The organism is Modestobacter altitudinis (genome assembly GCF_005930475.1).
Lineage (GTDB): Bacteria > Actinomycetota > Actinomycetes > Mycobacteriales > Geodermatophilaceae > Modestobacter > Modestobacter altitudinis.
Window position 1 is genome coordinate 1 of record NZ_SJEW01000036.1, and the last position, 23,480, is coordinate 23,480.

A 23,480-nucleotide genomic window follows, 5' to 3' on the forward strand; every position below is an offset into this window, starting at 1 on the left:
CGGTGGTGGACGGGCGGGGCCGGGGCGTGCAGTGCGGTCATCGCGGTTCTCCTGGGCGAGGCGTGGGGCGAGCGGGTCAGTGGAACTGCTCGGACTCGGTGGACCCGATGAGGGCGAGGGTCGAGCTGGCCGGGTTCAGGGCGGTGGCGATCCGGTCGAAGTAGCCGGTGCCGACCTCCCGCTGGTGGCGGGTGGCGGTGTAGCCGGTGGCCTCGGAGGCGAACTCGGCCTCCTGCAACTCGACGTAGGCGCTCATCTGCCGCTCGGCGTAGCCCTGGGCGAGGGTGAACATCGAGTGGTTGAGGGAGTGGAAGCCGGCCAGGGTGATGAACTGGAAGGCATAGCCCATGGCGGCCAGCTCGCGCTGGAAGGAGGCGATCTGGTCGTCGTCCAGGTGGCTCTTCCAGTTGAACGACGGCGAGCAGTTGTAGGCCAGCTTCTGGTCGGGGAACTCGGCGTGCACCGCCTCGGCGAAGCGCCGGGCGAGCTCCAGGTCGGGTGTGGCGGACTCGACCCAGATCAGGTCGGCGTAGGGGGCGTACGCCAGGCCGCGGGCGATGACGGGGTCCAGGCCGTTGCGGACGGTGTAGAAGCCCTCCGCAGTCCGCTCCCCGGTGAGGAAGGGGCGGTCCCGCTCGTCGTGGTCGCTGGTCAGCAGCGTCGCGGCGAGGGCGTCGGTGCGGGCGATGACCATCGAGGGGACCCCGGCAACGTCGGCGGCGAGCCGGGCGGCGTTCAGCGTCCGGATGTGCTGGCCGGTCGGCACCAGGACCTTGCCGCCCATGTGGCCGCACTTCTTCTCCGAGGCCAGCTGGTCCTCCCAGTGCACACCGGCTGCGCCGGCCGTGATCATCGAGCGCATGAGCTCGTAGGCGTTCAGCGGTCCGCCGAAGCCGGCCTCGGCGTCGGCGACGATGGGCACCATCCAGTTCCGCCGGTCGCCGCCCTCGGACGCCTCGACCTGCCCGGCGCGCAGCAGTGCGTTGTTGATCCGGCGGACGACCGAGGGCACGGAGTCGACCGGGTAGAGGCTCTGGTCGGGGTAGGTCTGCCCGGCCGTGTTGGCGTCCGCGGCGACCTGCCAGCCGGACAGGTAGATGGCCTTCAGGCCGGCCCGGACCTGCTGCACGGCCTGGTTGCCGGTGAGCGCACCGAGCGCGGACACCCACTCGTGGCCGTCGCTGGCCTGGACCAGCTCGAACAGCCGCTCGGCACCGCGGCGGGCCAGCGTGTGCTCCTCCACCACCGGACCCCGCAGGGCCACGACGTCCTCTGCGGTGTGGTCGCGGCGGATGCCGGCCCAGCGGGGGTCGGTCTGCCAGGCGAACGCGAGGTCGGTGGCGGTCTCGACGGCGTCGCCGGAGCGGGTGGGGTGCTGGCTCATCTCGGGGCTCCTCGTTCTGTGGGATCGACGTGCTGGGACGAGCCTGCGGGCCGACCGACCCTCCCGAGAAGGCCCTGTCGGGGAGAAGTTGACGTGTTCTTCCCGATCGAGGAACATCCGGCGGATGACGGAGGAGTACGACCCGCTGGTGGTCGGACGGCGGATCCGCGAGCTGCGCGCCGCGGCGGGACTGACCCTGGGGGAGCTCGCCGCCCGGCTGGGGCGGGCACCCTCGCACCTGTCGATGGTCGAGAACGGCAAGCGCGAGCTCCGGGTGGGCGAGCTGCACGCGCTGGCCGCGGCGCTCGGCACCGACCTCGCCGACCTGCTGTCCCAGGCGCCGCGGTCGCGGCGCGCCCAGCTGGAGATCGCTCTGGAACGGGCGCAGCGCAGCCCGCTGTTCAGCTCCCTCGGGCTGGCTCCGCTGGCGGTGCGCAAGGCGCTGCCCGACCAGGCCATCGAGACGGTCCTCGCCCTGCTCAGCGAGCTGGAGAAGGTCCACGAGCAGCGCGCGGCGACGCCCGAGCAGGCGCGCCGGGCGAACACCGCGCTGCGGGCGCAGATGCGGCGGCACGGCAACCACCTGGTCGAGCTGGAGGCGACCGCCGCCACCCTGCTCGAGGCGGTCGGGCACACCGGCGGCCCGCTGTCCCAGCGGGTCGTGGCCGACCTCGCGGGACACCTCGGGTTCACCATCCACCACGTCGGCGACCTGCCCGCCTCCACGCGCAGCCTGACCGACCTGGAAGGCCGGCGCATCTACCTGCCGCGTCAGTCAGAAGCCGGGCGCGACCCCCGGTCGACCCTCCTGCAGGCGCTGGCGGGCGCCGTTCTGGAGCACAGCCCGCCGGAAGACTACGAGTCCTTCCTCCGTCAGCGGGTGGAGAGCAACTACCTCGCCGGCGCCCTGCTCGTGCCGCAGGCGAGCGCGGTGCCGCTGTTGAAGGCCGCCAAGGAACGCCGGGAGCTGTCGGTGGAGGACCTGCGCGACGCCTACGCCGTCACCTACGAGACCGCGGCCCACCGGTTCACCAACCTGGCCACCGAGCACCTGGGCATCCCGGTGCACTTCCTGAAGGTGCACGAGTCCGGCACCATCGCCAAGGCCTACGAGAACGACGACGTGCAGTTCCCCAGCGACCCCCTCGGCACCGTCGAGGGTCAGGTGGTGTGCCGCTGGTGGGCCGCCCGGCGGGTGTTCGCCGTGGAGGACCGGTTCAGCCCGTACCACCAGCTCACCGACAAGCCCGGCGGCACCTTCTGGTGCACCTCCAGCATCCAGACCACCGGGCGCGGTGCGTTCTCCCTGTCGGTGGGCACGTCCTTCGCGCACGCCAAGTGGTTCCGCGGCATGGACGCCGACCAGCGGTTCACCTCGACCTGCCCCGACGAGAGCTGCTGCCGCACGCCCCCGCCGGCGCTCGCCCAGCGCTGGGCCGGCCGGGCCCTGCCGACACCGCGGCTGAACGCCTCGCTGTTCGCCACGCTGCCGACCGCGTCCAGCCTGACCGCCACCGGGTCGTCGACCTCCCCGGGCGTCGACACCACCGAGGCGTACCGCTTCCTCGAACGGCACTCGCGGGTCGACCGGGATCGGGCGGCCTCCCGCTGACGCCGTGCGCGGAGGCCGCCTGCGCCGACCCCACGACTCACTGCGGCCGGGGCGGGAGGGCCTCCGTGACGCGGCGGTGTGCTGCCCAGATCTCCTCCGGCAGCCCCTCGAAGAGGTCGAGGTGCTCCTCCCGGTGGGTCATCTCCTGCTGCCAGCGGGCCGTGTCGATCGTCAGCAGCCGCTCGAGGTCGCCCGGAGGGAGGTCCATCCCGCGCAGGTCCAGCTCGTCGGGGGCGGGCACGATGCCGACCGGGGTGCTGGTGCCGGTCACCTCGCCCGCCTTCAGCTGCATGAGCCAGAGCAGGGCCCGCAGGTTGTCCCGGTAGCCGGGCCACAGGAAGTGCCCGTCCTCGGGGTCGCGCTGGAACCAGTTGACGTGGGCGAACAGCGGCTGCTGGGCGGCGGAGCCGATGATCTTCAGCCAGAGGGCGGCGTAGCGACCCTCGGGGACGGCCATGAACGGCCGCATGGACATCGGGTCGTAGCGCAGCACGCCCTCGGTGCCCTCGGCGGCGAAGGTGGCCTCGGCGCCCAGGGTCAGGCCGTCGTAGACGCCCTCCGCGAGGTCGGTGATGGCGCGGACCAGCGGCTCGCGGTCACGCGTGCGCCCGCCGAAGATGATCGCGTCGATCGGCACGCCCTCGGGCCGCTCGTAGTCCGACGCGATGTTGGGCACGTTGGCCAGGGTCGTGGTGAACCGGCTGTTCGGGTGGGCCCACGGGGAGTTCTCGGTGCCGTCGGCGCGATCGGAGACCAGCGCACCGGTCCAGTCCCGCCAGCCGGTGACGTCGGCCGGTGGCTCCGGCGTCTTCCCCTCCCACCACACGTCCTGGGTGTCGGCGTTGTAGGCGACGTTGGTGAAGATCGTGCCGGTACCGGCGGCGATCGCCGCGACCGCGGTGGGGTTGGTGTCCTCGTTGGTGTCCTTGGCGACCCCGAACACGCCGAACTCGGGGTTGATCGCGTAGATGCGGCCGTCGGCCGGGTCGACCCGGAGCCAGGCGATGTCGTCGCCGTAGAAGTCGACGCGGTACCGGTCGCCGAGGGCGTCAGGGGCCAGCGTCATCGCCAGGTTCGTCTTGCCCGAAGCACTCGGCATCCCGCCGCAGACGTGGTACGTGCGGCCGGTCTGCTTGTCGGTGATGCCCAGCAGCAGGAACTGCTCGGCGAGGAACTGCCCCGAACGCCAGCCGTCGTAGGCCGCCTGGCGCAGGCCGTGCGCGATCTTGCCCAGCAGCGCGTTGCCGCCGTAGGAGGAGCCGTAGTGCAAGATCGTCCGCTCGTCGGCGACGGTGACGAAGTAGCGCTGGTCCGCCGGCGTCCCCTGGCCCAGCTTCTCCAGGTCCCCGGTGACGTGGACGCCGCGGACGAAGCTGTCCGGGTCGGCGAGGTCGTTGACGTGCTCCACGCCGACCCGGCCCATCCGGATCATGTGCAGCACGACGGTCCGGGCGTCGGTGAGCTCCACGCCGGTGGCGAAGCCCGCCAGCGGCGAGCCGGGCGGCGCCATCAGGTAGGGGACGACGTACATGGTCTTGCCGGCCGAGGCGCCCCGCATCCGCTCCTCGAGCAGCGGCTTCATCTCCGAGGACGGGCGCCAGTTGTTGTAGACGCCGGCGTCGGCCGGGTCGGCGGTGGCGACCACGGTGCGCTCCTCCGAGCGCGCGGTGTCCTTCGGGTGGCTGCGGGAGTAGTAGCGGCCCTCGCCGGCGGGGAAGAGCTCGCCCGCGGCCAGGGCCTCCTCGATGAGCCGTCCGTCATCGGCGGCGTTGACCACCTCGAGCCGCTCGGCGCCGGTCAGCTCGAACCAGTACCGCACGTGCTCCCGGACCTTGCTGTTGGTCAGTCCCGCTTGATCGAGAACGGCGTCCACGGCGATCACGACCTCACCTGCTTCTCTCGGAGGAGATGGAACGTCGGGCGGCGCACGGTACGGCCCGTCGAACGGAACGTATCGGTGCGGCGCCGTCCATGCCGTGTCGACGTACCCATGGGGCAGGTCGGTGTCGGCGTCGCGTCGAGGCGGTGAAGGGCTCGAGGGTCATCGGGAGGGGGCGGAGGCGGCGACGTCGTGGCCGACGGCCGCAATGGTGTCGGCTCTGGTTGTGCCCGGCGGGCGCAGCCGGTTGGGTGTCACGGTGTTCACTCCTCGCGGGGTGATCGGTCGCCGGTGACACGGAGGAGCGCCCCTGTGAACAAGTCCGAACTGATCACCAGGATGGCCGAGCGGCTCGACGGGGACCGCGCGGCGGCCGCGGCCGCGGTCAACGGTGTCCTGGACGAGATCGAGGGCAGCGTCGCGCGGGGTGAGCGGGTGTCGCTGACCGGGTTCGGGACCTTCGACCGCCGCGAGCGGGCGTCCCGCGCCCGCCGCAACCCGCGGACCGGTGAGGCGATCCAGGTGGGCCCGTCCGTGGTCGCGGTCTTCCGCCCCGGGACCGGGTTCAAGAACCTGCTCGCCTCGGCCGACGGCGTCGCGGTGACGACGCCGTCCGCCGCCGCCGGGAACGGCGTTCCGCGGGTCGAGGGCGGGAAGCCGACAGCCGCCGTGGCGGACGCCGCTGCCGGCGAGGTGGAGGCGGCCAGCCCTGGCAAGGAGGCCGGCAAGAAGGCGAGCAAGAAGGGGAGCAAGAAGGCCGGCGGGAAGGCCGGCGGCAAGGCGGGCAAGAAGGCCGGCGGGAAGGCGAGCCGGGTGTCCGGGGAGAAGCGGGGGAAGAAGGCGGCGGGCGCCCGCTGACCTCGACGCAGCCGGCCGTGCCGATCGGTGCGAGCCGGACCCGGCTACCGCCGCTTCAGCGCCGCGAGCGCAGTCTCGATCCGCCCGCGGGTGTCGTCGGAGGTCCAGCCGGCGAGGACGGCTGCGTCGCCTTCCTGGGTCGCCTCGATGGCCGCGTTCGCCGGTCGGTGCAGCTGGACCTTCGCCATCCGGTAGGACTCCGGCGACCATGCGGCCAGCTGCCCGGCCAGCGCGACCGCCCGCGGGAGCAGCTCGCCGGGTTCGGTGAGCTCGTCGACCATGCCCAGGGCCAGCGCTCGCTCGCGGTCCACGGACTGGGCGCCGAGCAGCACCTGGCCGGCACGTGGGCCGAGTGCGTGCCGGACGACCTCCAGGGCGGCCGTCGGGAAGGGCACGCCGACCGTCAGCTCGGCCAGCCCCATCCGTCCGCCCGACATCAACCGCAGGTCGCACGCCAGAGCCAGCACGCAGCCACCGGCGATCGCGTGCCCGTTGACCGCCGCCACCGTCGGCCGCGGGTGGTCGAAGACCACGCGGAACAGCCGCGACAGCGCGGCCAGGAGCTGCTCGGTGTACGGGCGGCCCCCGTCGAGGACCTGGCGCAGGTCCACACCGGCGGAGAACGCCGAGCCGCTGCCGGTGATGACCAGCGCCCGGTCGGACGCGCTGACGGCCTCGGCCAGAGCGGTCAGCAGCTCCACGTCGAGGGCGCCGACACGGCCGTGCTCGATGCGCAGGACAGCGACGTCATCCCGGTGCTCCGTGGTCAGCATCGGGTCATCCTCCCCGCACCTCGGCAGGCTCGGGACGACCGGAGTCCCGGCGGGGGAGCCAGGTCCGTCGCCGGCGTCGGTCAGCGGGGACGTCGGCGGACCCGGACCCCGTCCGGTGCGGGGTGGACAGGGAGTCCCGGCCGCCCTGGCAGGGTGGGTCCGATCAGCGGCCGGGAGCGGGGGGAGGTCGGCATGGGTGCGGAGCGGGAGGCGGAGGAGACCGTGGCCGAGCGCCCGGGCGAGCTCCGCCGTGGGCTGGCGCTGCTCGTGGCCGGCGCGTCGTTCATGGAGTTCCTGGACGGCACCGTCATCGCCCCGGCCGCGCCGCACATCGCCGACGACCTCGGTGTGCCCGCGGTCGCGGTCAACGTGGCGATCACCGCGTACGTGCTGACCCTCGCCGTGCTGATCCCGATCAGCGGCTGGCTCGCCGACCGGTTCGGCACCCGGCGGGTGTTCACGGCCGCGATCGCGGGCTTCACGATCGCCTCGCTCGGCTGCGCCGCGGCCACCAGCCTGCCGCTGCTCGTCGCCGCCCGGGTCGTGCAGGGGGCGGCCGGGGCGATGATGGTGCCCGTCGGGCGGCTGGTCGTGCTGCGCACCACGGCGAAGTCCGACCTGGTCCGGGCGATCGCCTACCTGACCTGGCCGGCGCTGGCGGCGCCGGTCGTCGCACCGGCGCTGGGCGGGGTGCTGGCCACCTACGCCTCCTGGCGCTGGATCTTCCTGGTCAACCTGCCGCTGGGCGTGGCCGCTCTGGTGCTGGCCCGCCGGCTGGTCCCCGACGACCGGGCGGCGCAGCCCGCGGGGTTGGACTGGCGCGGTTTCCTGCTCACCGCCGGAGGCGTCGCGGCGCTGGTGGTCGGCATGGAGGCCCTCGGGTCCGCCCGGCCGGACGCCGCCGTCGTCGCCCTCGGCCTGGGTGGCGGCGCGGTCGGACTCACCGCGGCCGTCCGCCACCTGCGGCGTGCCCGCCGGCCGCTGCTGGACCTGCAGGCGCTGTGGATCGAGACCTTCCGGGTCGCGGCGCTCGGCGGGTCCGGCTTCCGGGCGGTGATGACCGCCGTCCCGTTCCTGCTGGCGCTGTTCTTCCAGCTCGGTCTGGGCTGGACCGCCGCCCGCGCGGGTGCGGTCGTGATCGCGCTGTTCGTGGGCAACGTGGCCGTCAAGCCCGTGACCACCCGGCTCATGCGGTGGCTGGGCATCCGGTCGGTGATGCTGGTGGCGATCGCCGGCTCGGCGGTCTGCCTGCTCGCGATGGTCCTGCTCCAGGCGTCGACCCCGCTGCCACTGCTCCTCGGCCTGCTGGTCGCCAGCGGGGTGTTCCGCTCGATCGGCCTCACCGCGTACAACAGCACGGCGTTCGCTGATGTTGCACCGGACCGGATGAGCGCGGCCAACCCGCTGATGTCCACCCTGACCGAACTCGGCGCCGGGCTCGGGGTGGCCGTGGGTGCGCTGCTGGTCCGCCTCGGCGGGTCCGTGGCCACCGGTGAGGGGCCCGACGACGCCTTCCGCATCGCGTTCGTCCTGCTCACCGTCCTGCTGGTGCTGCCCCTCGTCGAGGCGCTGCTGCTCTCCCGGACGGCGGGGGACGCCGTCACCGGGCACCGGCCGCGGGCAGCAGGGCGGCGACGGCTGCCGGCCGGGACCCCCTCCGGGTGAGGGGAGGGCGTCCCCTCGCGCACCCGGGCGGCCTGCGTCAGCTCGTGCGGTCGAACCCGGCCGCCCCGGCGCGCTCCTCGACCGCGTGCACGGCGGCCTTCAGGTCCCCGAGGTGGCGCTGCACCATCCCGGTCAGGGACAGCACCTGACGCCGCCAGGTCAGGTTGATCGCCGCGACGACGCGGCCGTCCAGCCGCACCGGCATCGCGATGGACGACCGGCCGTCGTCGGTCTCCGCACGCGGGCGGTGGTAGTCGCCACCGAAGTCGGGCGCGCGCACGCCGTAGCCTCGCTCGCGCGTCGTCGCCACCAGCGTGCGCAGTGCGTCGTCGTCGGAGGCGAGCCGGTGGGCCGGGACGTCCTTCTGCCGGAGCCGGGCGATCACCGCGTCGAACTCCTGGTCGCTGCAGAACGCGAGGTAGGCGCGACCCGACGCCGAGCCGAGCATGTTGACCCGGAAGCCGCGGGGCCGGCGGGGCAGCTCGTCGAAGTAGGTGCGCGAGCTGTTGGTCTCCAGGGTCTCCATGTGGTCCAGCCGCGGGACCGACAGCACCGAGGGCCACTGCAGCCGCTGCGACAGCTCCTCCAGTACGGGGGAGGCGATCTCGACGAGCCACTCGTCGTTGTCCGGCTCGCCCCGGCGCTGGGTGTGGCTGGGCAGGAACGCGCCGTCGACCATCCGCTGCCAGACCAGCCCGTGCAGGTGGGCGGTGTAGAGGATGCGCGTCAGCGTCGGCTTCGGGATGCCGGTGGCCAGGTGCAGGTCGTGCAGGCTGGCCGCCCGCATCCCCTGCAGGACCGCGAGCACCTGCAGGCCCCGGCCGAGCGACTCGATCGGCTTGACCCGGTACTCCCGCACGTCGACCCTCCCGCCCGGCTGCTGCGTTTCGCACGGTGAAAAGCAGCCGGATCAGTGTTGCCCGTCACACCGGCCTGCGCCACTGTCTGGCCATGCCGGTTCCCCCCGCACCGACCGAGGTCCCGCGGAGCGACCTGCCGCCGGCCCCGCCGCAGGAGGGGGACCTCCTCTGGGCGCCGTCGGCCGCGCGGGTCGAGGACGCCCGCCTCACCGGGTTCACCCGTTTCGCCGAGGCTCGCACCGGTCGCCGGTTCACCGACTACGCGGCCCTGTACGAGTGGTCGACCACCGAGCTCGAGGAGTTCTGGCAGGCGATCTGGGACTTCTTCGACATCCGGTCCTCGGCGCCGCACACCGCCGTCCTGGAGGACCGCTCCATGCCCGGCGCCCGCTGGTTCCCCGGGGCTCGGCTGAACTTCGCCGAGCACGTGCTCCGGTCGGAGCGCCCCGGCGAGGCGGCCCTGCTGTACGCCGACGAGACGCACCCCCCGCGCGAGCTGCCGTGGGAGGAGTTCACCCGGCAGGTGCACGCGGTCGCCACCCATCTGCGTGCCCGGGGGATCGGGGAGGGCGACCGGGTGGTCGCCTACCTCCCCAACGTCCCGCAGGCGATGGTCGCGATGTTGGCGACGGCGAGCATCGGCGCGATCTGGGCGAGCGTCTCACCCGACTTCGGCGCGCGGGGCGCGCTCGACCGGCTCGGCCAGCTCGACCCCGCCGTGCTGTTCTGCTCCGACGGCTACCGCTACGGCGGCCGGGACTTCGACCGGCGTGCCGAGGTCGCCGAGCTCGTCGGCGGGCTGCCGGGGCTGCGCGAGGTCGTGCAGGTGCCCGTCCTCGGGCTCGACCAGCCCGGCACTCCCTGGGACGACGCCGTCTCCGGTCCGGCCCCGACCGAGACGTTCGAGTTCGCCCAGGTGCCGTTCGACCAGCCGCTGTGGGTGCTCTTCTCCTCCGGCACCACCGGGCTGCCCAAGGCGATCGTGCACGGGCACGGCGGCATCCTGGTCGAGCACCTCAAGCTGCACGTGCTGCACCACGACATGCGGCCCGGCGACCGGGCGTTCTTCTTCACGACCACCGGCTGGATGATGTGGAACTTCCTGGTCAGCATGCCGCTGGCCGGGGTGGTGCCGGTGCTCTACGACGGCAACCCGAGCCATCCCGACGTCGACGTGCTCTGGCGGGTCGCGCAGGACAGCCGGGCCCGTCTCTTCGGCGCCAGCCCGACGTTCGTCGAGCTCATGCAGAAGGCCGGCGTGGTCCCGCGGGAGCGCTTCGACCTCGCGGCGCTCGACGTCGTGATGCCGGCCGGCTCCCCGGTCGCCCCGGCGATCACCGCGTGGTTCTACCGCGACGTCAAGGACGACCTCTCGATCGCCACCGGCAGCGGCGGCACGGACTGCTGCACCGGCTTCGTCGGCGGCGTGCCCACGCTGCCCGTGTACGCGGGCGAGATCCAGGCGCGCTCGCTCGGCGTCGCCGCCCAGGCGTGGGACGACGAGGGGCGCAGCGTCGTCGGCCGGGTCGGCGAGCTCGTCATCACCGAGCCGATGCCGTCGATGCCGCTGTTCTTCTGGGGTGACGACGACGGCGCCCGGTACCGCGCCAGCTACTTCGACACCTTCCCCGGCGTCTGGCGGCACGGTGACTTCTTCGAGGTCAACGAGCGCGGCGGCTGCTTCGTGCGCGGTCGGTCCGACGCCGTCCTCAACCGGCAGGGCGTGCGGATCGGGACCGCCGAGATCTACCGCGTGGTCGAGGACGACCCCGCCGTCCGCACCTCCCTCGTGGTCAACCTCGACCTCCCGGGCGGCGGCTTCTTCATGCCCCTGTTCGTGGTGCTGTCCCCCGGCCAGGAGCTGGACGCCGACCTGCGCGACCGGCTGCGCCGCAGCCTGCGGGCCGAGTACACGCCGCGGCACGTGCCCGACGCGATCATCGCGGTCGACGCCATCCCGCTGACCCGCAGCGGCAAGAAGATGGAGATCCCGGTGCGCCGGCTGCTCCTGGGCGCCGCCGCGGCCGACGTCGCCGACCCGAACGCGATGGCCGACCCGAACGGGTTCGCCGGCATCGCCGAGTACGTCCGCACCCAGTCCGACTACACCCTCTGACCCCCACCTCACCGCCGAGGAGCCCCATGACCGAGCGCTCGTTCCCCCTGCCCTCACAGCTCGAGGCCGTGCCCGGAGCCGAGGGGTGGGAGGCGATGTACCCGTACTTCTCGCGCTTTCAGCCCGAGGACGACCAGCGCTTCTGGTTCTACAACTCGATGCACTTCCCCGAGGTGGTCCCGGCGTTCGACGGCATCACCTCGGAGATCCCCTACACCGCGATCGGCGCGAACACCGCCCGGCTGTTCTCCTTCCCGACGACCATGGGCATCGAGTACCGGATCGTCAACGGGCGGGTCTACATCACCGCCAACCCGGTGCTCGACGAGGCGGAGCAGGGCCGGCGGCTGGCCGACTTCCAGGAGCGGGCCGGCCACTACTACGCGAACTGGGACCGGCTCTACGTCGGGTGGCAGCAGCGGATCGAGGCGCTGATCGCCGACATCGAGGCCGTCGAGGTGCCCGAGCTCGGCGAGCTGGACCCGATCGAGGTGGTCACCAGCGGCCGCGGCTTCGCCTCCAACCACCTCCTCCGCGAGGAGTTCCACCGCTGCATCGACCTGTACTCGAAGATGTGGCACCACCACACCGAGTTCCTGATGCTCGGCTACGGGGCCTACGTCGTCTTCTTCGAGTTCTGCAAGCAGGTCTTCCCGGAGATGGGCGACCAGATGGTCGCCCGGATGGTCGCCGGCATGGACGTCACCATGTACCGCCCGGACGACGAGCTGAAGAAGCTGGCCGCGCTGGCCGTCGACCTCGACCTGGCCGACCTGTTCGTCGAGGGCTCAGACCCGGCGAAGGTGCTCGCGGCGCTGGGCGAGCGCGGCGACGCAGGGGCCCGCTGGCTGGCCGCGCTCGAGGCCGCCAAGGACCCGTGGTTCAACGTCTCGGTCGGTGACGGCTTCTACCACCACCACCTCTCCTGGGCCGACGACCTGACCGTGCCGTTCGCCGCCCTGCCGCGCTACGTCGAGCAGATCGCCGCCGGGCAGGACCTCACCCGCCCGACCGAGCGGCTGGCGCAGGAGCGGGACCGGATCGCGGCCGAGTACCGGGAGCTGCTCGACTCGGCCGACGAGCAGACGGCCTTCGACCAGATGCTGGGCCTGTGCCGGCAGGTGTTCCCCTACATCGAGAGCCACAAGTTCTACTGCGAGCACTGGTTCACCACCCGCTTCTTCCAGAAGGTCCGGGCCTTCGGGCAGCTGCTCGCCGACCGTGGGGTGCTGCTCGCCGCCGACGACGTCTTCCACCTGCGGCACGTCGAGGTGGAGGACGCCCTGGCCGACGTCATGCTCGCCTGGGCATCGGGCGGCACCGAGCTCGGCGGCCGCCACTGGCAGCCGATCGTGGCCGAGCGCAAGCGCATCGTCGAGGCGCTGTCCACCTGGTCGGCACCGCCGGCGCTGGGTGCGGTCCCCGAGGCGCTCAACGACCCGGCCGTGAAGATGCTCTGGGGCATCACCCAGGAGACGGTGGAGGCCTGGCTCGGCGCGGAGGACGACGACGGCTCGACCGTCCGCGGCTACGCAGCCTCGCCCGGCGTCGTCGAGGGCGTGGCCCGGGTGCTCCTCAACGTCAACGACATCGGTCAGATCCGCGAGGGCGAGATCCTGGTCTGCCCGGTCACCGCGCCCAGCTGGGGCCCGGTGTTCGGCAAGATCGCGGCGGCCGTGTCCGACATCGGCGGCACCATGTCGCACGCTGCGATCGTCGCCCGCGAGTACGGGATGCCCGCCGTCGTCGGCACCGGCACCGCCACCGCCCGCATCTCGACCGGCGACCGGTTGCGGGTCGACGGCGACCGCGGCGTCGTCACCGTCCTCGCCTGACCCGATGGGACTCCTGATGACCTCGATCGCACCCGTGCTCCACCTCCGCGAGGTGGGGCTGGGCGACGTCCCGACCGTGGGCGGCAAGGGCGCCAGCCTCGGCGAGCTGCTGCGCGCCGGGATCCGGGTGCCGACCGGCTTCGCGGTGACGACGGCGGCCTTCGGCCGGGCCGTCGAGCAGCTGACCGTGGACGGCGTCCCGATCCCGGCCCGGGTGGCCGGGCTCGACCCGGCCGACGCACCCGCCCTGGCCGCCGCGTGTGCGCAGCTGCGGGCCGCCGTCGAGGCCGCGCCACTTCCGGGCGAGGTGGCCGCGGCGGTGTCCACCGCGTACGCGGCGATGTGCGAGGAGGGCGCGGACGCCTCGCTGCCGGTCGCCGTCCGGTCCAGCGCCACCAGCGAGGACAGCGCGGAGGCGAGCTTCGCCGGCCTGCAGGACACCTACCTGTGGGTGCGCGGCGCCGACCCGGTCCTCGAGCACGTACGCCGCTGCTGGGCCAGCCTCTACAGCGTCGAGTCGGTGACCTACCGGCTGCGCCGCGGCATCCCCGAGACCGACCTGGGCATGGCCGTCGTCGTCCAGCGGATGGTCGGCGCCCGCAGCTCCGGTGTCCTGTTCACCCGCAGCCCGCTGTCGGGCGACAGGTCCGTCGTCGCCATCGACGCCAGCTGGGGCCTCGGCTCGGCCGTGGTCAGCGGCGACGTCACGCCCGACTCGTTCGTCGTCAGCAAGGTGACCGGTGAGGTCAAGCGGAACGTGGCCACCAAGACCCGCTGGCACCGGCCCGACCCGTCCGGCTCCGGCGTGGTGGAGACCGACGTGCCCGCCGACCTGCAGGACCGGCCGTCGCTGTCGGACGAGGAGATCGCCGAGCTGGTCGCGATCGCCCGGCGGGTCGAGGCGCACTACGGCCGCCCGCAGGACATCGAGTGGGCCGTCGCCGAGGGCGGCGACGTCTTCCTGCTGCAGAGCCGGCCGGAGACGGTGTGGGCGGCCAAGGACGCCGCCCGCAAGGCCGCGCCCACGGCGCGCCCGTTCGACCACGTGTTCAACCTGCTGGGCGGCAAGCGCCCGTCGGAGGGATGACGTGGACCTGGGACCCGACGACGTCCGCGACGTCGTGGCGGCGCTGGACTCCAGCGGGCTGGACGAGCTGCACCTGGAGCTCGCCGACCTCACCCTGACCGTGCGCCGCGAGGGCGCGACCGGCTGGACGGCAGAGCAGCAGGTGCTGCGCCGACCCCGGGTGGAGGGCAGCGGCGACCCCGCTGTCGCGACGACTCCCGACGCGCCGCTGGCCGCGGTTGCGGAGGGGCTGGTGGCGGTGCACCCGCCGCTGCTGGGCACCTTCTACCGGGCCCCGAAGCCGGGTGCGCCGCCGTACGTCGACGTAGGTGACCAGGTCCAGGAGGAGACCGTGGTCGGCGTCATCGAGACCATGAAGATGATGACCCCCGTGCACGCCGGGGTGCGCGGCACGGTGCTGGAGATCCGGGCGGCCAACGGTGAGTTCGCCGAGGCCGACGCCGTCCTCCTCGTCGTGGACCCAGGACCGGGCGAGGGCGCACCGTGAGGATCCACCGGCTGCTGATCGCCAACCGGGGGGAGATCGCCGCCCGGGTGGTCCGCACCTGCGCGAGGCTGGGCATCGAGTCGGTGCTGGCCGCCTCCGACGCGGACTTGGACTCCCTGCCGGCCCGGCTGGCCGACCGGGTGGTGCGACTCGGCCCGGCGCCGGCGGCGGCGTCCTACCTGGACCCGGCCGCGGTGGTGCGGGCCGCACGGGCGGTGGGCGCCGACGCCGTGCACCCCGGCTACGGGTTCCTCTCCGAGAACCCCGCGCTGGCGCTGGCCTGCGAGGCGGCCGGGATCATCTTCGTGGGGCCGTCGGTCGAGTCGCTGCACGCGGTCGGCGACAAGCTGACCGCCCGCTCGCACGCGCTGACCGCCGGGCTCCCGGTGGTGCCGGGGGGTGAGGCGGTGGACCTCGCGGGCGCGCGGGCCGTCGCCGCCGAGGTCGGCTACCCGCTGCTGGTGAAGGCCGTGGGGGGCGGTGGAGGCCGCGGCATGAAGCGAGTGGACTCCGCGGACCAGCTAGCGCACACCCTCGACCTCGCCACCTCGGAGGCCGCTGCCGCCTTCGGTGACCCGCGGGTCTACCTGGAGCGGTATGTGTCCTCAGGTCGACATGTCGAGGTGCAAGTGCTCGGCGACGGCACCCGTGCGGTGGCGCTCGGTGACCGTGACTGCTCGGTGCAGCGGCGCTACCAGAAGTTGTTCGAAGAGGCGCCGGCCCCGCTGCTCCCCGACTCGGTCCGCGCGGAGATGGCGGCCGCAGCCCTGGCCCTGGCGCTGCACCTGCAGTACCGGGGACTGGGCACGGTCGAGCTCCTCTACGACCGGGAGCGGGAGACCTTCTACTTCCTCGAGATGAACGCCCGCATCCAGGTGGAGCACCCGGTCACCGAGATGGTCACCGGACTGGACCTGGTCGCCGAGCAGCTCGCCGTCGCCGAGGGGCTGCCGCTGCGCATCCGGCAGCAGGACGTGGTGCTCACCGGGCACGCGGTGGAGTGCCGCATCAACGCCGAGGACTGGGCGCACGGCTTCCGGCCGTCACCCGGCCGGATCGACCGGGTGGTGCTGCCGGTCGGCGAGGGGCTGCGGGTGGACACCCATGTGCAGGGCGGCTCGGTGGTGCCGCCGTACTACGACTCGCTGCTGGGCAAGCTCATCGTGCACGGCGTGGACCGTGCCGACGCCCTGACTCGCGCGCGGGCGGCGCTGGACCTGCTGCGGATCGAGGGAGTGACCACCACGGTGCCGGTGCACCAGGCACTGCTGGCCGATGCCGAGTTCGCCGCCGGGGGAGTGGACACCGCCTTCTTCGAGCGGTTCCTGCAGACGCACCAGCCGCATCTGGGAGAGGTGGCCTGATGGCCGACGTGGGGATGGTGGACGTCTCGCTGCGGGACGGGAACCAGAGCCTGTGGGGCGCCACCGGTCTGCGGAGTGCGCACGTGCTGCAGGTCGCGCCCCTCCTGGAGCGGGTCGGCTTCCGGGCGCTGGACTACTCCTCGAGCACCGCGATGGGGATGCTGGTACGCACCCACCGGGAGGACCCGTGGGAGCTCACCCGGCGCACCCGGGCGCTGATGCCCCGGACGAAGCTGCAGTTCATCGGCACCGGGTTCCGCTTCATCAGCTGGCAGAACGCGCATCCCGAGACCATGCAGCTGGTCTACGACCGGCTCGCCGTGAACGGCATCGACCGCGTCGTCGTGCTGGACCCGATGCACGACATGGACGCCGCCCGGGAGACCGCCCGCCGGCTGAAGCAGGCCGGCATCGACGAGGTCGTCGGCGCGCTGACCTTCACCATCAGCGCCGTGCACGACGACGCCTTCTACGCCGACCTGGCCCGGCAGATGGCCGCGTGCCCGGACGTCGACCGGGTGTACGTCAAGGACCCGGCGGGCATCCTGTCCGCCGAGCGGGCCCGCACGCTGCTGCCGGCGGTCAAGGCGGCGCTGGGGTCGACCGCCCTGGAGCTGCACTCGCACGCCACCATCGGGTTCTCCCCGCAGACCTACGCGATCGCGCCGGAGCTGGGCGTCGAGGTCGTGCAGACCGGCTGCGGACCGCTGGGCAACGGTTCGTCGCTGCCCGAGGCCCGGCGCACGGTGGCCAACCTGCGCGAGATGGGCCACCGCGTCGACATCGACGACCGCGCGCTCGGCCTGGCGTGCGACTTCCTCGACCGGCTGGCCGCCGTGGAGGAGCTCCCGGCCGGCCGGCCGCAGGACTTCGACGCCGCGTTCCTGCACCACCAGATCGCCGGCGGCGTGATGACGACGACCCGGCGGCAGCTGCGCGAGATCGGCATGGAGGACCGCTTCGAGAGCCTGGTCGAGGAGGTGGGCCAGGTCCGCGCCGAGCTGGGCCACCCGATCATGGTGACGCCGTTCCCGCAGATGGTCGTCTCGCAGGCACTGTTCAACGTGCTGGGCGAGCGGTACGCGAACGTCTCCGACCAGGTGATCCGGTACGCGCTGGGTGCCTTCGGCCGGCCCACGGCACCGATCGCCCCCGAGGTGCTGGACCGGGTCCTCGACCGGCCCCGGGCCCGCGAGCTGCAGGCCGAACCGCCGCCACCCTCCCCGGAGCAGCTGCGCCGCCAGTTCGGCCGCGGGATCAGCGACGAGGAACTGCTGCTGCGCGCGCACATGCCCGGTGAGCAGGTCGACGCCATGGTGGCCGCCGGTCCGGCGCCGCAGCACTTCAACCCGGGCCTGGCGCCGGTGCTGACCCTGCTGCGCGAGCTGGGGCAGCGAGAGACCGTCCAGGACCTGGCGGTCGGCAAGGCCGACCTGCGGCTGTCGGTGCACCGCCGCCGGGAGAGCACCGCCGGTGTCTGAGCCCCCTGCCGGGGAGGACCGGTTGCGACGGGTGCGCGGCTTCGTGCTGGACATGGACGGCACGCTGGTGCTCGGTGACCGCGACAACCGGGGCATCCGACCGCTGCCCGGAGCCGTCGAGTTCGTGCGCCTCCTGACCGAACTCGGCCTGCGGTTCTGCGTGTTCACCAACGGCACGGTGAAGACGCCGCACCAGTGCGCCGACGCGCTGGAGCAGGCCGGCTTCCCGCTGCCCGACGACGTCGTGCTGACCCCCGCCACCTCGGCCGTCGAGGTCTTCCGGCGGCGCGGTCACCGGCGGGTCATGGTGCTCGGCGGCACGGGGATCACCGAGCCGCTCCGGGCCGCCGGGATCGAGACGCTCCCGCCGTTCCCCGGGACCGCCGCGGACGCCGTCCTGGCCGGTTGGTACCGGCAGGAGCTCACCTTCGCGTCGCTGGAGGCGGCCGTCGAGGCGGTGTCGGCCGGCGCGGCCTTCTACAGCGCCTCCCAGTCGCCGTACTTCGCCACCGCCGAGGGGCGGGCGCTGGGCTCGTCCCGCGCGATCAGCGCCGTCGTCCGCGACGTGACCGGTTGCCTGGTGACCGTCGTGGGCAAGCCCTCCGTGCACGCCCTGGACGTGGCCGCACGACACCTCGGGGTGGCCGCCGACGAGCTCGCCGTGGTCGGCGACGACCCGGAGCTCGAGGTGCCGATGGCCCTGGCGGGCGGTGCGCTGGCCGTCGCCGTCCACACCGGCATCGGGGACGCCCGCTCCTTCGCCGACCGGCCCGAACACGAGCGCCCGCACCTGGACCTGGCGGACGTGGGTGTCCTCGCGGAGCTCCTGAGGACTGGCTGACGCGATCTCGACCGGGCAGGTGAGGGGCGAGTGCCTCGGCGCGGCTGGGCACCTCGCCCGTCTGAGTGGGGACTGTCGTGAGTCGACACCCGCCCGTCGACACATGTCCCCTAGGCTGGCGGGCACTTGAGGAGGTCGGTGATGACCGTCGAGCCACTGGCGAGCCTGGACCCACGCACGCTGCGGGAGCGGGCTCTCGAGGCGCTGCGCGCGGCTGTGCTGTCCGGTCAGTACCGCCCCGGTGACCATCTCAGCGAGGTGGACCTGGCCACTGCCCTGGGTGTCAGTCGGGGCACGGTCCGTGAAGCGCTCCGCCACCTCCAGCAGGAGGGTCTGGCGACGACCGGCAACAGGGGGATGCTGCGGGTCAGCAGCCTCACTGCCGTCGAGGTGCGGGAACTGTTCCAGGTGCGGGCCGCCCTCGAGTCGCTGGCCGTCCGGGAGCTCATCTCCTCCCCGCGACGGGAGTCCGCGGTCGGCGCACTGCGGAAGGCGCTGGACGACCTCGCCGACGAGCACGAGAGCGTGAGCGCACGGATCCAGGCCGATCTCGCCTTCCACCTGCTGATGTGTCGACTGGCCGGCAACTCGATGCTCGTGGAGGCGTGGGAACGGCTGGAGGGCCGGATGCGGGTGGCCATCCTCAACGGCGCAGCCTGGCAGGCGCCCATGATGGCCCGGGACCGGCACGCGCCCATCGTCGACGCGATCGAGCGCGGCGACGTGGCAGCTGCTGTGGCCGTCGTCGAAGAGCACATGGCTGCAGCGGCAGAGCACTTCGCCTCGTCGCCCTCGTCGGACTGAGCTCGCGGCCGCGGGCCCGGTACGGCGTGCGGTCGGCCTGGTGACCACCGGTGCAGGGCAGCCGCTCTGACCTGGCGGGACGGGACTGCGTCTGTTCCCGAGGGAGCGTGCGCCCGGAGCAAACGGCTCGTGACCCTTGACAGTGTGACGTGCGCCTCGCACACTCGTTGCCAGTTGACTGTTAACAGTCGACACCAGCGGCCACTGGCAACCACGTCCAGCGCTCACCGGAGGTCACCATGACCGAACGGCACGTTCCCGACCGGGACTCCCATCTCGAAGAGGTGGCCGAGTGGCACCCGATCGACGGCACCCCGACCAAGAAGAAGGTCGCTGTCGGCTGCTCGATCGGAGCGACGATCGAGACCTACGACTTCATCGGCTTCGGCACTGCCGCGGCTCTGTACTTCAACGACGCCTTCTTCCCGGCGAACGACCCGCTGTCGGGCACGCTGCTGTCCTTCGCGACCCTCGGCGTCGGCTTCGCCGTGCGTCCGCTGGGCGGCATCATCGGCGGCTACCTCGGCGACCGCATCGGCCGCAAGCCGGTCCTCGTCGGGTCACTGCTGCTCATGGGCATCGCGACCGTGCTCATCGGCCTCCTGCCCACGTACCAGCAGGTCGGTGTCTGGGCGCCGATCCTGCTGGTCGCGGTCCGGGTCGTGCAGGGACTCGCGTTCGGCGCCGAATGGGGCGGCGCGATCCTGATGTGCTTCGAGCACGCCCCGTGGCGCAAGAAGGGCCTCTACACCGGCATCACGCAGGCCGGCTTCCCGGTCGGGCTGCTCCTGGCGAACCTGGCCTTCCTGGTCAGTGTGCCGCTGGGGGGCTCGTGGGCGTGGCGGGTGCCGTTCCTGCTCAGCGCCGTGCTGATCGTCGTGGGCATCCTCATCCGGCTCAAGCTCGAGGAGTCCCCGGAGTTCGAGGAGCTCAAGGAGGAGGGGGAGATCTCGAAGAACCCGCTCCTCGAGGTGCTCCGCGACGACTGGCGCAACGTGCTGCGGGCCTTCTGCCTGCGGATCGCCGAGACCGCCGGCTACGCCGTGGCCGTCACCTTCATGCTGTCCTACCTGGTCACCGAAGACCTCGCCGAGCGGGCGACCACGCTGACCGCGCTGATGGTCGCCGCGGGGATCGGCATCTTCGCCACGGTCTTCTGGGGCGCGCTCACCGACCGGATCGGGCGGCGCCCGGTGTACCTGCTGGGCACCGCGCTGATGGTGCTGTGGGGGATCCCGCTCTTCCTGGTGGTCAACGGCGGTGTGGGGACCGCGATCGTGCTGGCCTTCGTCGTCAGCTATGCGGTCTGCCAGAACTCCCTGGCCGGCGTACAGGGGGCGTGGTTCCCCGAGCTGTTCGCGGCCAAGACCCGTACCACCGGTGCCTCCCTGTCCTACCAGCTCTCCGCCGTGGTCTCCGGTTTCACCCCGCTCGTCGCCACCGCTCTGTACGCCGGCTTCGGGTGGGTCGGCCCCGCGGTGCTCTTCAGCGGCTACGGCCTGCTCGGGCTCGTCGCTGCCCTGACGACGCCGGAGACCTGGGGTCGGACCGAGCGCGAGGAGGTCGCGGCTCTGCAGCGGGACTTCGCGGCCCCGACCACACCGGGCATGACCCCCGAGCCGCGGGTCGCATCGGGCCAGCGGCAGCTGATCGCCGACTCGGCGACGGACTGACCCCACTGACGACGAGGAGCACGCCATGACCGCACTCTCATCACCGCAGGCCCCGGCCGGCACGGCCCACCGGCCGGAGCGGGTCGAGCGGATCCGCCAGGCCGCCCACCGCATCCGGCGCAACGCCCTGGTCATGGGGGAGGTGCAGGGGCAGGGGTACATCGGCCAGGCGCTCGGCGTGGCCGACGTCCTCGCCGTGGTCTACACCGACCAGCTGCGCCACCGGCCGGAGGACCCGCACTGGCCCGACCGGGACCGGTTCCTGCTCTCCATCGGGCACTACGCGATCGCCGCGTACGCCGCGATGGCCGAGGCCGGGATCATCCCGATCGAGGAGCTGGAGACCTACGGCTCCGACGACTCCCGGCTGCCCATGTCGGCGATGGCGTCCTACACGCCGGGCATGGAGATCTCCGGGGGTTCGCTCGGCCACGGGCTGGGGGTGGCCACCGGCATGGCCCTGGGACTGCGGCACCTCGGCAATGAGGCGCGGGTGTTCGACCTGCTCTCCGACGGCGAGTTGGACGAGGGTGCCACCTGGGAGGCGGCGATGGCCTGCGCCCACCACGGCCTGGACAGCGTCACCGCGATCGTCGACGTCAACGCGCTGCAGGCCGACGGCCCCACCGCCGGTGTGCTGCGCACCGAACCGCTCGTCGACAAGTGGCAGGCCTTCGGCTGGCACGCCCTCCGCGTCGACGGCAACGACGTCACCGCGCTCGTCGCCGCCTTCGACGAGATCCGCGGGCACCGCGGCTCGCCGTCGGTGCTGATCTGCGACACCCGCATCGGCTGCGGTGTGCCGCTGCTCGAGAACCGGGAGAAGGCCCACTTCATGCGGGTCGACGAGGCCGAATGGCAGATCGCCCGCAATCAGCTCCAGGAAGGACTGGCCCGATGACCAGCACCGCACCCCGCAAGAAGCTCACCACCTCGGCGATGATCGCCTCCTTCGCCGACCCGGGGCAACGCACCACCAGCGCTCCCTTCGGACATGCGCTCAACCGCCTGGCCGAGGAACGTCCCGAGATCGTCGGGCTGTCGGCCGACCTGGCCAAGTACACCGACATGCACGTCTTCCGCGACGCCCACCCCGACCGCTTCTTCCAGATGGGGATGGCCGAACAGGTCATGCTGGGCGCCGCCGCGGGGATGGCGGAGGTGGGCCTGGTGCCCTTCGCCTCCACGTACTCGGTGTTCGCCACCCGACGGGCCTACGACTTCCTCTGCCTCGACATCGCCGAGCCGGGGCTCAACGTCAACGTCGTGGGCGCCCTGCCCGGGCTCACGACCGGGTACGGGCCGAGTCACCAGGCCACCGAGGACCTGGCGATCCTCCGCGGCTGCCCGAACCTCACCATCGTCGACCCGTGCGACTCGGTGGACATCGAGCAGGCCGTGCCGGCACTCGCGGCCGCACCCGGGCCCACCTACCTCCGGTTGCTGCGCGGAGCGGTGCCCACCGTGCTGGACGAGTACGACTACCGCTTCGAGCTGGGCAAGGCCGCCGAGCTGCGCACCGGTCGGGACGTCGTGCTCATCTCCACCGGCTTGATGACCATGCGCGCGCTTCAGGCCGCGGAGCGGCTCGCCGCCGACCACGTCGACGTCGCCGTCCTCCACGTGCCGACCATCAAGCCGTTGGACACCGCCGCGATCCTGCGCGCGGCGCGCACCGATCGGCTGGTCGTCACGTGCGAGAACCACAGCGTCATCGGTGGACTGGCCGAGTCCGTTGCCTCGACGCTCGCCTTCGCCGGTGCCGGGACCCGCGTGGTCCCCATCGCGCTGCCCGACGAGTTCCTCGCCGCCGGCGCCCTGCCCACCCTGCACGACCGGTACGGGCTGTCCACCGACGCGATCGTCGCCAAGGTGCGGGCCGAACTGGGCCGGACCGGCGAGGAGCAGCCCAGCGCGTGGGCCGCCGACCCGGTCCCCGCCACCGCCTGACCGGCCACCTCACCCTGCACCCATCCGAACCACATCCTGGAGGACCACCATGTCCGTGTCCGACCTCACCGCCGTCGTCACCGGCGCCGGCTCCACTCGCGGCATCGGCCGCGCCACCGCCCACGCGCTCGCTGCCGCGGGCTGGAACATCGCCGTCCTCGACCTGGACGAGCCCAGCGCCAAGGACGCCGCCCACGAGGTGGCCGAGCGGCACGGCGTCGCGACCGTCGGAGTCGGGTGCGACGTCACCGACGAACAGTCCGTCGAGGACGCCCTGACCGTGCTGGACGGCGCGGTGCCACCGGTCGGCGCCCTGGTCAACAACGCCGGCATCACCTCGCCGACCCCGTTCCTGGAGGTCAGCGGCGAGGAGTGGGACCGCATCTTCGCGGTGAACCTGCGGGGCGCCTTCAACGTCACCCGGCGCACGGCCGCGGGGATGACCGAGCGCGGCTTCGGCCGGATCGTCTTCCTCTCCTCGGTGTCGGCCGAGCGGGGCGGCGGGGTCTTCGGTGGGGTGGCCTACTCAGCGGCCAAGGCCGGACAGCTCGGGTTCACCCGGGCGCTGGCCCGCGAGCTCGGCCCGCGCGGGGTGACCGTCAACGCCGTCGCCCCTGGCTTGATCGACACCGACATCACCGGCGGTGCCCTGGAGGGCGACCGCAAGGCGGAGCTCATCGCCGGGGTCCCTGTCGGCCGCAACGGCACCGTCGCCGACGTGGCCGACCTGATCACCTACCTCTGCCGCGAGGAGTCCGGCTACATCACCGGGGCGACCTACGACGTCAACGGCGGATCCCACATGCACTGA

At 72.8% G+C, this 23,480-nt stretch carries 19 protein-coding genes; 15 read left to right on the forward strand and 4 right to left on the reverse strand.

Annotation, left to right across the window (positions count from 1 at the left end; all coding sequences use genetic code 11):
* Positions 1-76: 76 nt before the first annotated feature.
* Positions 77-1,384, reverse strand: a complete 1,308-nt coding sequence (gene aceA / locus FHL79_RS14260; protein WP_138759252.1) for an isocitrate lyase — start codon at positions 1,382-1,384, stop codon at positions 77-79.
* Between the two features lie 124 nt (positions 1,385-1,508).
* On the opposite strand from aceA, the gene FHL79_RS14265 reads away from it, so the two are divergent.
* The gene (locus tag FHL79_RS14265; RefSeq protein WP_138759253.1) at positions 1,509-2,996 is read left to right on the forward strand and encodes a helix-turn-helix transcriptional regulator; all 1,488 of its coding nucleotides are present in this window, start codon (positions 1,509-1,511) and stop codon (positions 2,994-2,996) included.
* Between the two features lie 37 nt (positions 2,997-3,033).
* Here the strand turns inward: FHL79_RS14265 and FHL79_RS14270 are convergent, their stop codons facing one another.
* Positions 3,034-4,878 carry a phosphoenolpyruvate carboxykinase (GTP) gene (locus FHL79_RS14270; protein WP_138759254.1) on the reverse strand — a complete coding sequence of 615 codons (1,845 nt, stop codon included), beginning with the start codon at positions 4,876-4,878 and terminating at the stop codon, positions 3,034-3,036.
* A gap of 309 nt (positions 4,879-5,187) precedes the next feature.
* On the opposite strand from FHL79_RS14270, the gene FHL79_RS14275 reads away from it, so the two are divergent.
* Positions 5,188-5,733: an HU family DNA-binding protein gene (locus FHL79_RS14275; RefSeq protein ID WP_138759255.1), complete on the forward strand. Its 546-nt coding sequence runs from the start codon at positions 5,188-5,190 to the stop codon at positions 5,731-5,733.
* A 44-nt stretch (positions 5,734-5,777) separates the two neighbouring features.
* Here FHL79_RS14275 and FHL79_RS14280 read toward each other — a convergent pair whose 3' ends face one another.
* Positions 5,778-6,506: an enoyl-CoA hydratase/isomerase family protein gene (locus tag FHL79_RS14280; protein WP_138759256.1), complete on the reverse strand. Its 729-nt coding sequence runs from the start codon at positions 6,504-6,506 to the stop codon at positions 5,778-5,780.
* 192 nt (positions 6,507-6,698) lie between these two features.
* Here FHL79_RS14280 and FHL79_RS14285 point away from each other — a divergent pair, with 192 nt between their 5' ends.
* A complete protein-coding gene (locus FHL79_RS14285) occupies positions 6,699-8,171 on the forward strand; it encodes an MFS transporter (protein WP_218938470.1) in 1,473 nt (490 codons plus the stop codon).
* Positions 8,172-8,208: 37 nt separating this feature from the next.
* Here FHL79_RS14285 and FHL79_RS14290 read toward each other — a convergent pair whose 3' ends face one another.
* Positions 8,209-9,030, reverse strand: coding sequence for an IclR family transcriptional regulator domain-containing protein (locus FHL79_RS14290; protein ID WP_138759257.1), 822 nt, complete (start codon positions 9,028-9,030; stop codon positions 8,209-8,211).
* Between the two features lie 92 nt (positions 9,031-9,122).
* On the opposite strand from FHL79_RS14290, the gene FHL79_RS14295 reads away from it, so the two are divergent.
* From FHL79_RS14295 to FHL79_RS14350, 12 genes are all read left to right on the forward strand, one after another.
* Positions 9,123-11,147, forward strand: a complete 2,025-nt coding sequence (locus FHL79_RS14295; RefSeq protein WP_138759258.1) for an acetoacetate--CoA ligase — start codon at positions 9,123-9,125, stop codon at positions 11,145-11,147.
* 26 nt (positions 11,148-11,173) lie between these two features.
* Positions 11,174-12,982 (forward strand): PEP-utilizing enzyme, encoded by a 1,809-nt coding sequence (locus tag FHL79_RS14300; protein WP_138759259.1) that lies wholly within the window; start codon positions 11,174-11,176, stop codon positions 12,980-12,982.
* 16 nt (positions 12,983-12,998) lie between these two features.
* Positions 12,999-14,069 (forward strand): PEP/pyruvate-binding domain-containing protein, encoded by a 1,071-nt coding sequence (locus tag FHL79_RS14305; RefSeq protein ID WP_246080792.1) that lies wholly within the window; start codon positions 12,999-13,001, stop codon positions 14,067-14,069.
* A gap of 1 nt (position 14,070) precedes the next feature.
* Entirely contained in the window at positions 14,071-14,556 is a 486-nt protein-coding gene (locus FHL79_RS14310) for an acetyl-CoA carboxylase biotin carboxyl carrier protein (protein WP_138759261.1), read from the forward strand.
* Entirely contained in the window at positions 14,553-15,920 is a 1,368-nt protein-coding gene (locus tag FHL79_RS14315; RefSeq protein ID WP_138759262.1) for an acetyl-CoA carboxylase biotin carboxylase subunit, read from the forward strand. Before FHL79_RS14310 ends, FHL79_RS14315 begins: the two co-directional genes overlap by 4 nt.
* Complete coding sequence (locus FHL79_RS14320; protein WP_138759263.1) at positions 15,920-17,401, forward strand: biotin carboxyl carrier protein; 1,482 nt, start codon at positions 15,920-15,922, stop codon at positions 17,399-17,401. Before FHL79_RS14315 ends, FHL79_RS14320 begins: the two co-directional genes overlap by 1 nt.
* Entirely contained in the window at positions 17,394-18,242 is an 849-nt protein-coding gene (locus FHL79_RS14325; protein WP_246080794.1) for an HAD-IIA family hydrolase, read from the forward strand. The genes FHL79_RS14320 and FHL79_RS14325 overlap by 8 nt, the downstream gene beginning before the upstream one ends.
* A 141-nt stretch (positions 18,243-18,383) precedes the next feature.
* The gene (locus FHL79_RS14330) at positions 18,384-19,046 is read left to right on the forward strand and encodes a GntR family transcriptional regulator (RefSeq protein WP_171058168.1); all 663 of its coding nucleotides are present in this window, start codon (positions 18,384-18,386) and stop codon (positions 19,044-19,046) included.
* Positions 19,047-19,285: 239 nt separating this feature from the next.
* Positions 19,286-20,719 (forward strand): MFS transporter, encoded by a 1,434-nt coding sequence (locus FHL79_RS14335; protein ID WP_138759264.1) that lies wholly within the window; start codon positions 19,286-19,288, stop codon positions 20,717-20,719.
* Between the two features lie 25 nt (positions 20,720-20,744).
* Positions 20,745-21,620, forward strand: a complete 876-nt coding sequence (locus FHL79_RS14340) for a transketolase (RefSeq protein WP_138759265.1) — start codon at positions 20,745-20,747, stop codon at positions 21,618-21,620.
* On the forward strand, positions 21,617-22,669 hold the full coding sequence (locus FHL79_RS14345; protein WP_138759266.1) for a transketolase family protein: 1,053 nt from the start codon (positions 21,617-21,619) through the stop codon (positions 22,667-22,669). Before FHL79_RS14340 ends, FHL79_RS14345 begins: the two co-directional genes overlap by 4 nt.
* 49 nt (positions 22,670-22,718) lie before the next feature.
* Positions 22,719-23,480, forward strand: a complete 762-nt coding sequence (locus FHL79_RS14350; RefSeq protein ID WP_138759267.1) for an SDR family NAD(P)-dependent oxidoreductase — start codon at positions 22,719-22,721, stop codon at positions 23,478-23,480.

Bases quoted from the DNA above. Each gene is read 5' to 3' on its own strand.
- aceA (WP_138759252.1), bottom strand. From the start codon at position 1,384: ATGAGCCAGCACCCCACCCGCTCCGGCGACGCCGTCGAGACCGCCACC.
- FHL79_RS14265 (WP_138759253.1), top strand. From the start codon at position 1,509: ATGACGGAGGAGTACGACCCGCTGGTGGTCGGACGGCGGATCCGCGAG.
- FHL79_RS14280 (WP_138759256.1), bottom strand. From the start codon at position 6,506: ATGCTGACCACGGAGCACCGGGATGACGTCGCTGTCCTGCGCATCGAG.
- FHL79_RS14285 (WP_218938470.1), top strand. From the start codon at position 6,699: ATGGGTGCGGAGCGGGAGGCGGAGGAGACCGTGGCCGAGCGCCCGGGC.
- FHL79_RS14295 (WP_138759258.1), top strand. From the start codon at position 9,123: ATGCCGGTTCCCCCCGCACCGACCGAGGTCCCGCGGAGCGACCTGCCG.
- FHL79_RS14300 (WP_138759259.1), top strand. From the start codon at position 11,174: ATGACCGAGCGCTCGTTCCCCCTGCCCTCACAGCTCGAGGCCGTGCCC.
- FHL79_RS14305 (WP_246080792.1), top strand. From the start codon at position 12,999: ATGACCTCGATCGCACCCGTGCTCCACCTCCGCGAGGTGGGGCTGGGC.
- FHL79_RS14320 (WP_138759263.1), top strand. From the start codon at position 15,920: ATGGCCGACGTGGGGATGGTGGACGTCTCGCTGCGGGACGGGAACCAG.
- FHL79_RS14330 (WP_171058168.1), top strand. From the start codon at position 18,384: ATGACCGTCGAGCCACTGGCGAGCCTGGACCCACGCACGCTGCGGGAG.
- FHL79_RS14335 (WP_138759264.1), top strand. From the start codon at position 19,286: ATGACCGAACGGCACGTTCCCGACCGGGACTCCCATCTCGAAGAGGTG.
- FHL79_RS14340 (WP_138759265.1), top strand. From the start codon at position 20,745: ATGACCGCACTCTCATCACCGCAGGCCCCGGCCGGCACGGCCCACCGG.
- FHL79_RS14345 (WP_138759266.1), top strand. From the start codon at position 21,617: ATGACCAGCACCGCACCCCGCAAGAAGCTCACCACCTCGGCGATGATC.
- FHL79_RS14350 (WP_138759267.1), top strand. From the start codon at position 22,719: ATGTCCGTGTCCGACCTCACCGCCGTCGTCACCGGCGCCGGCTCCACT.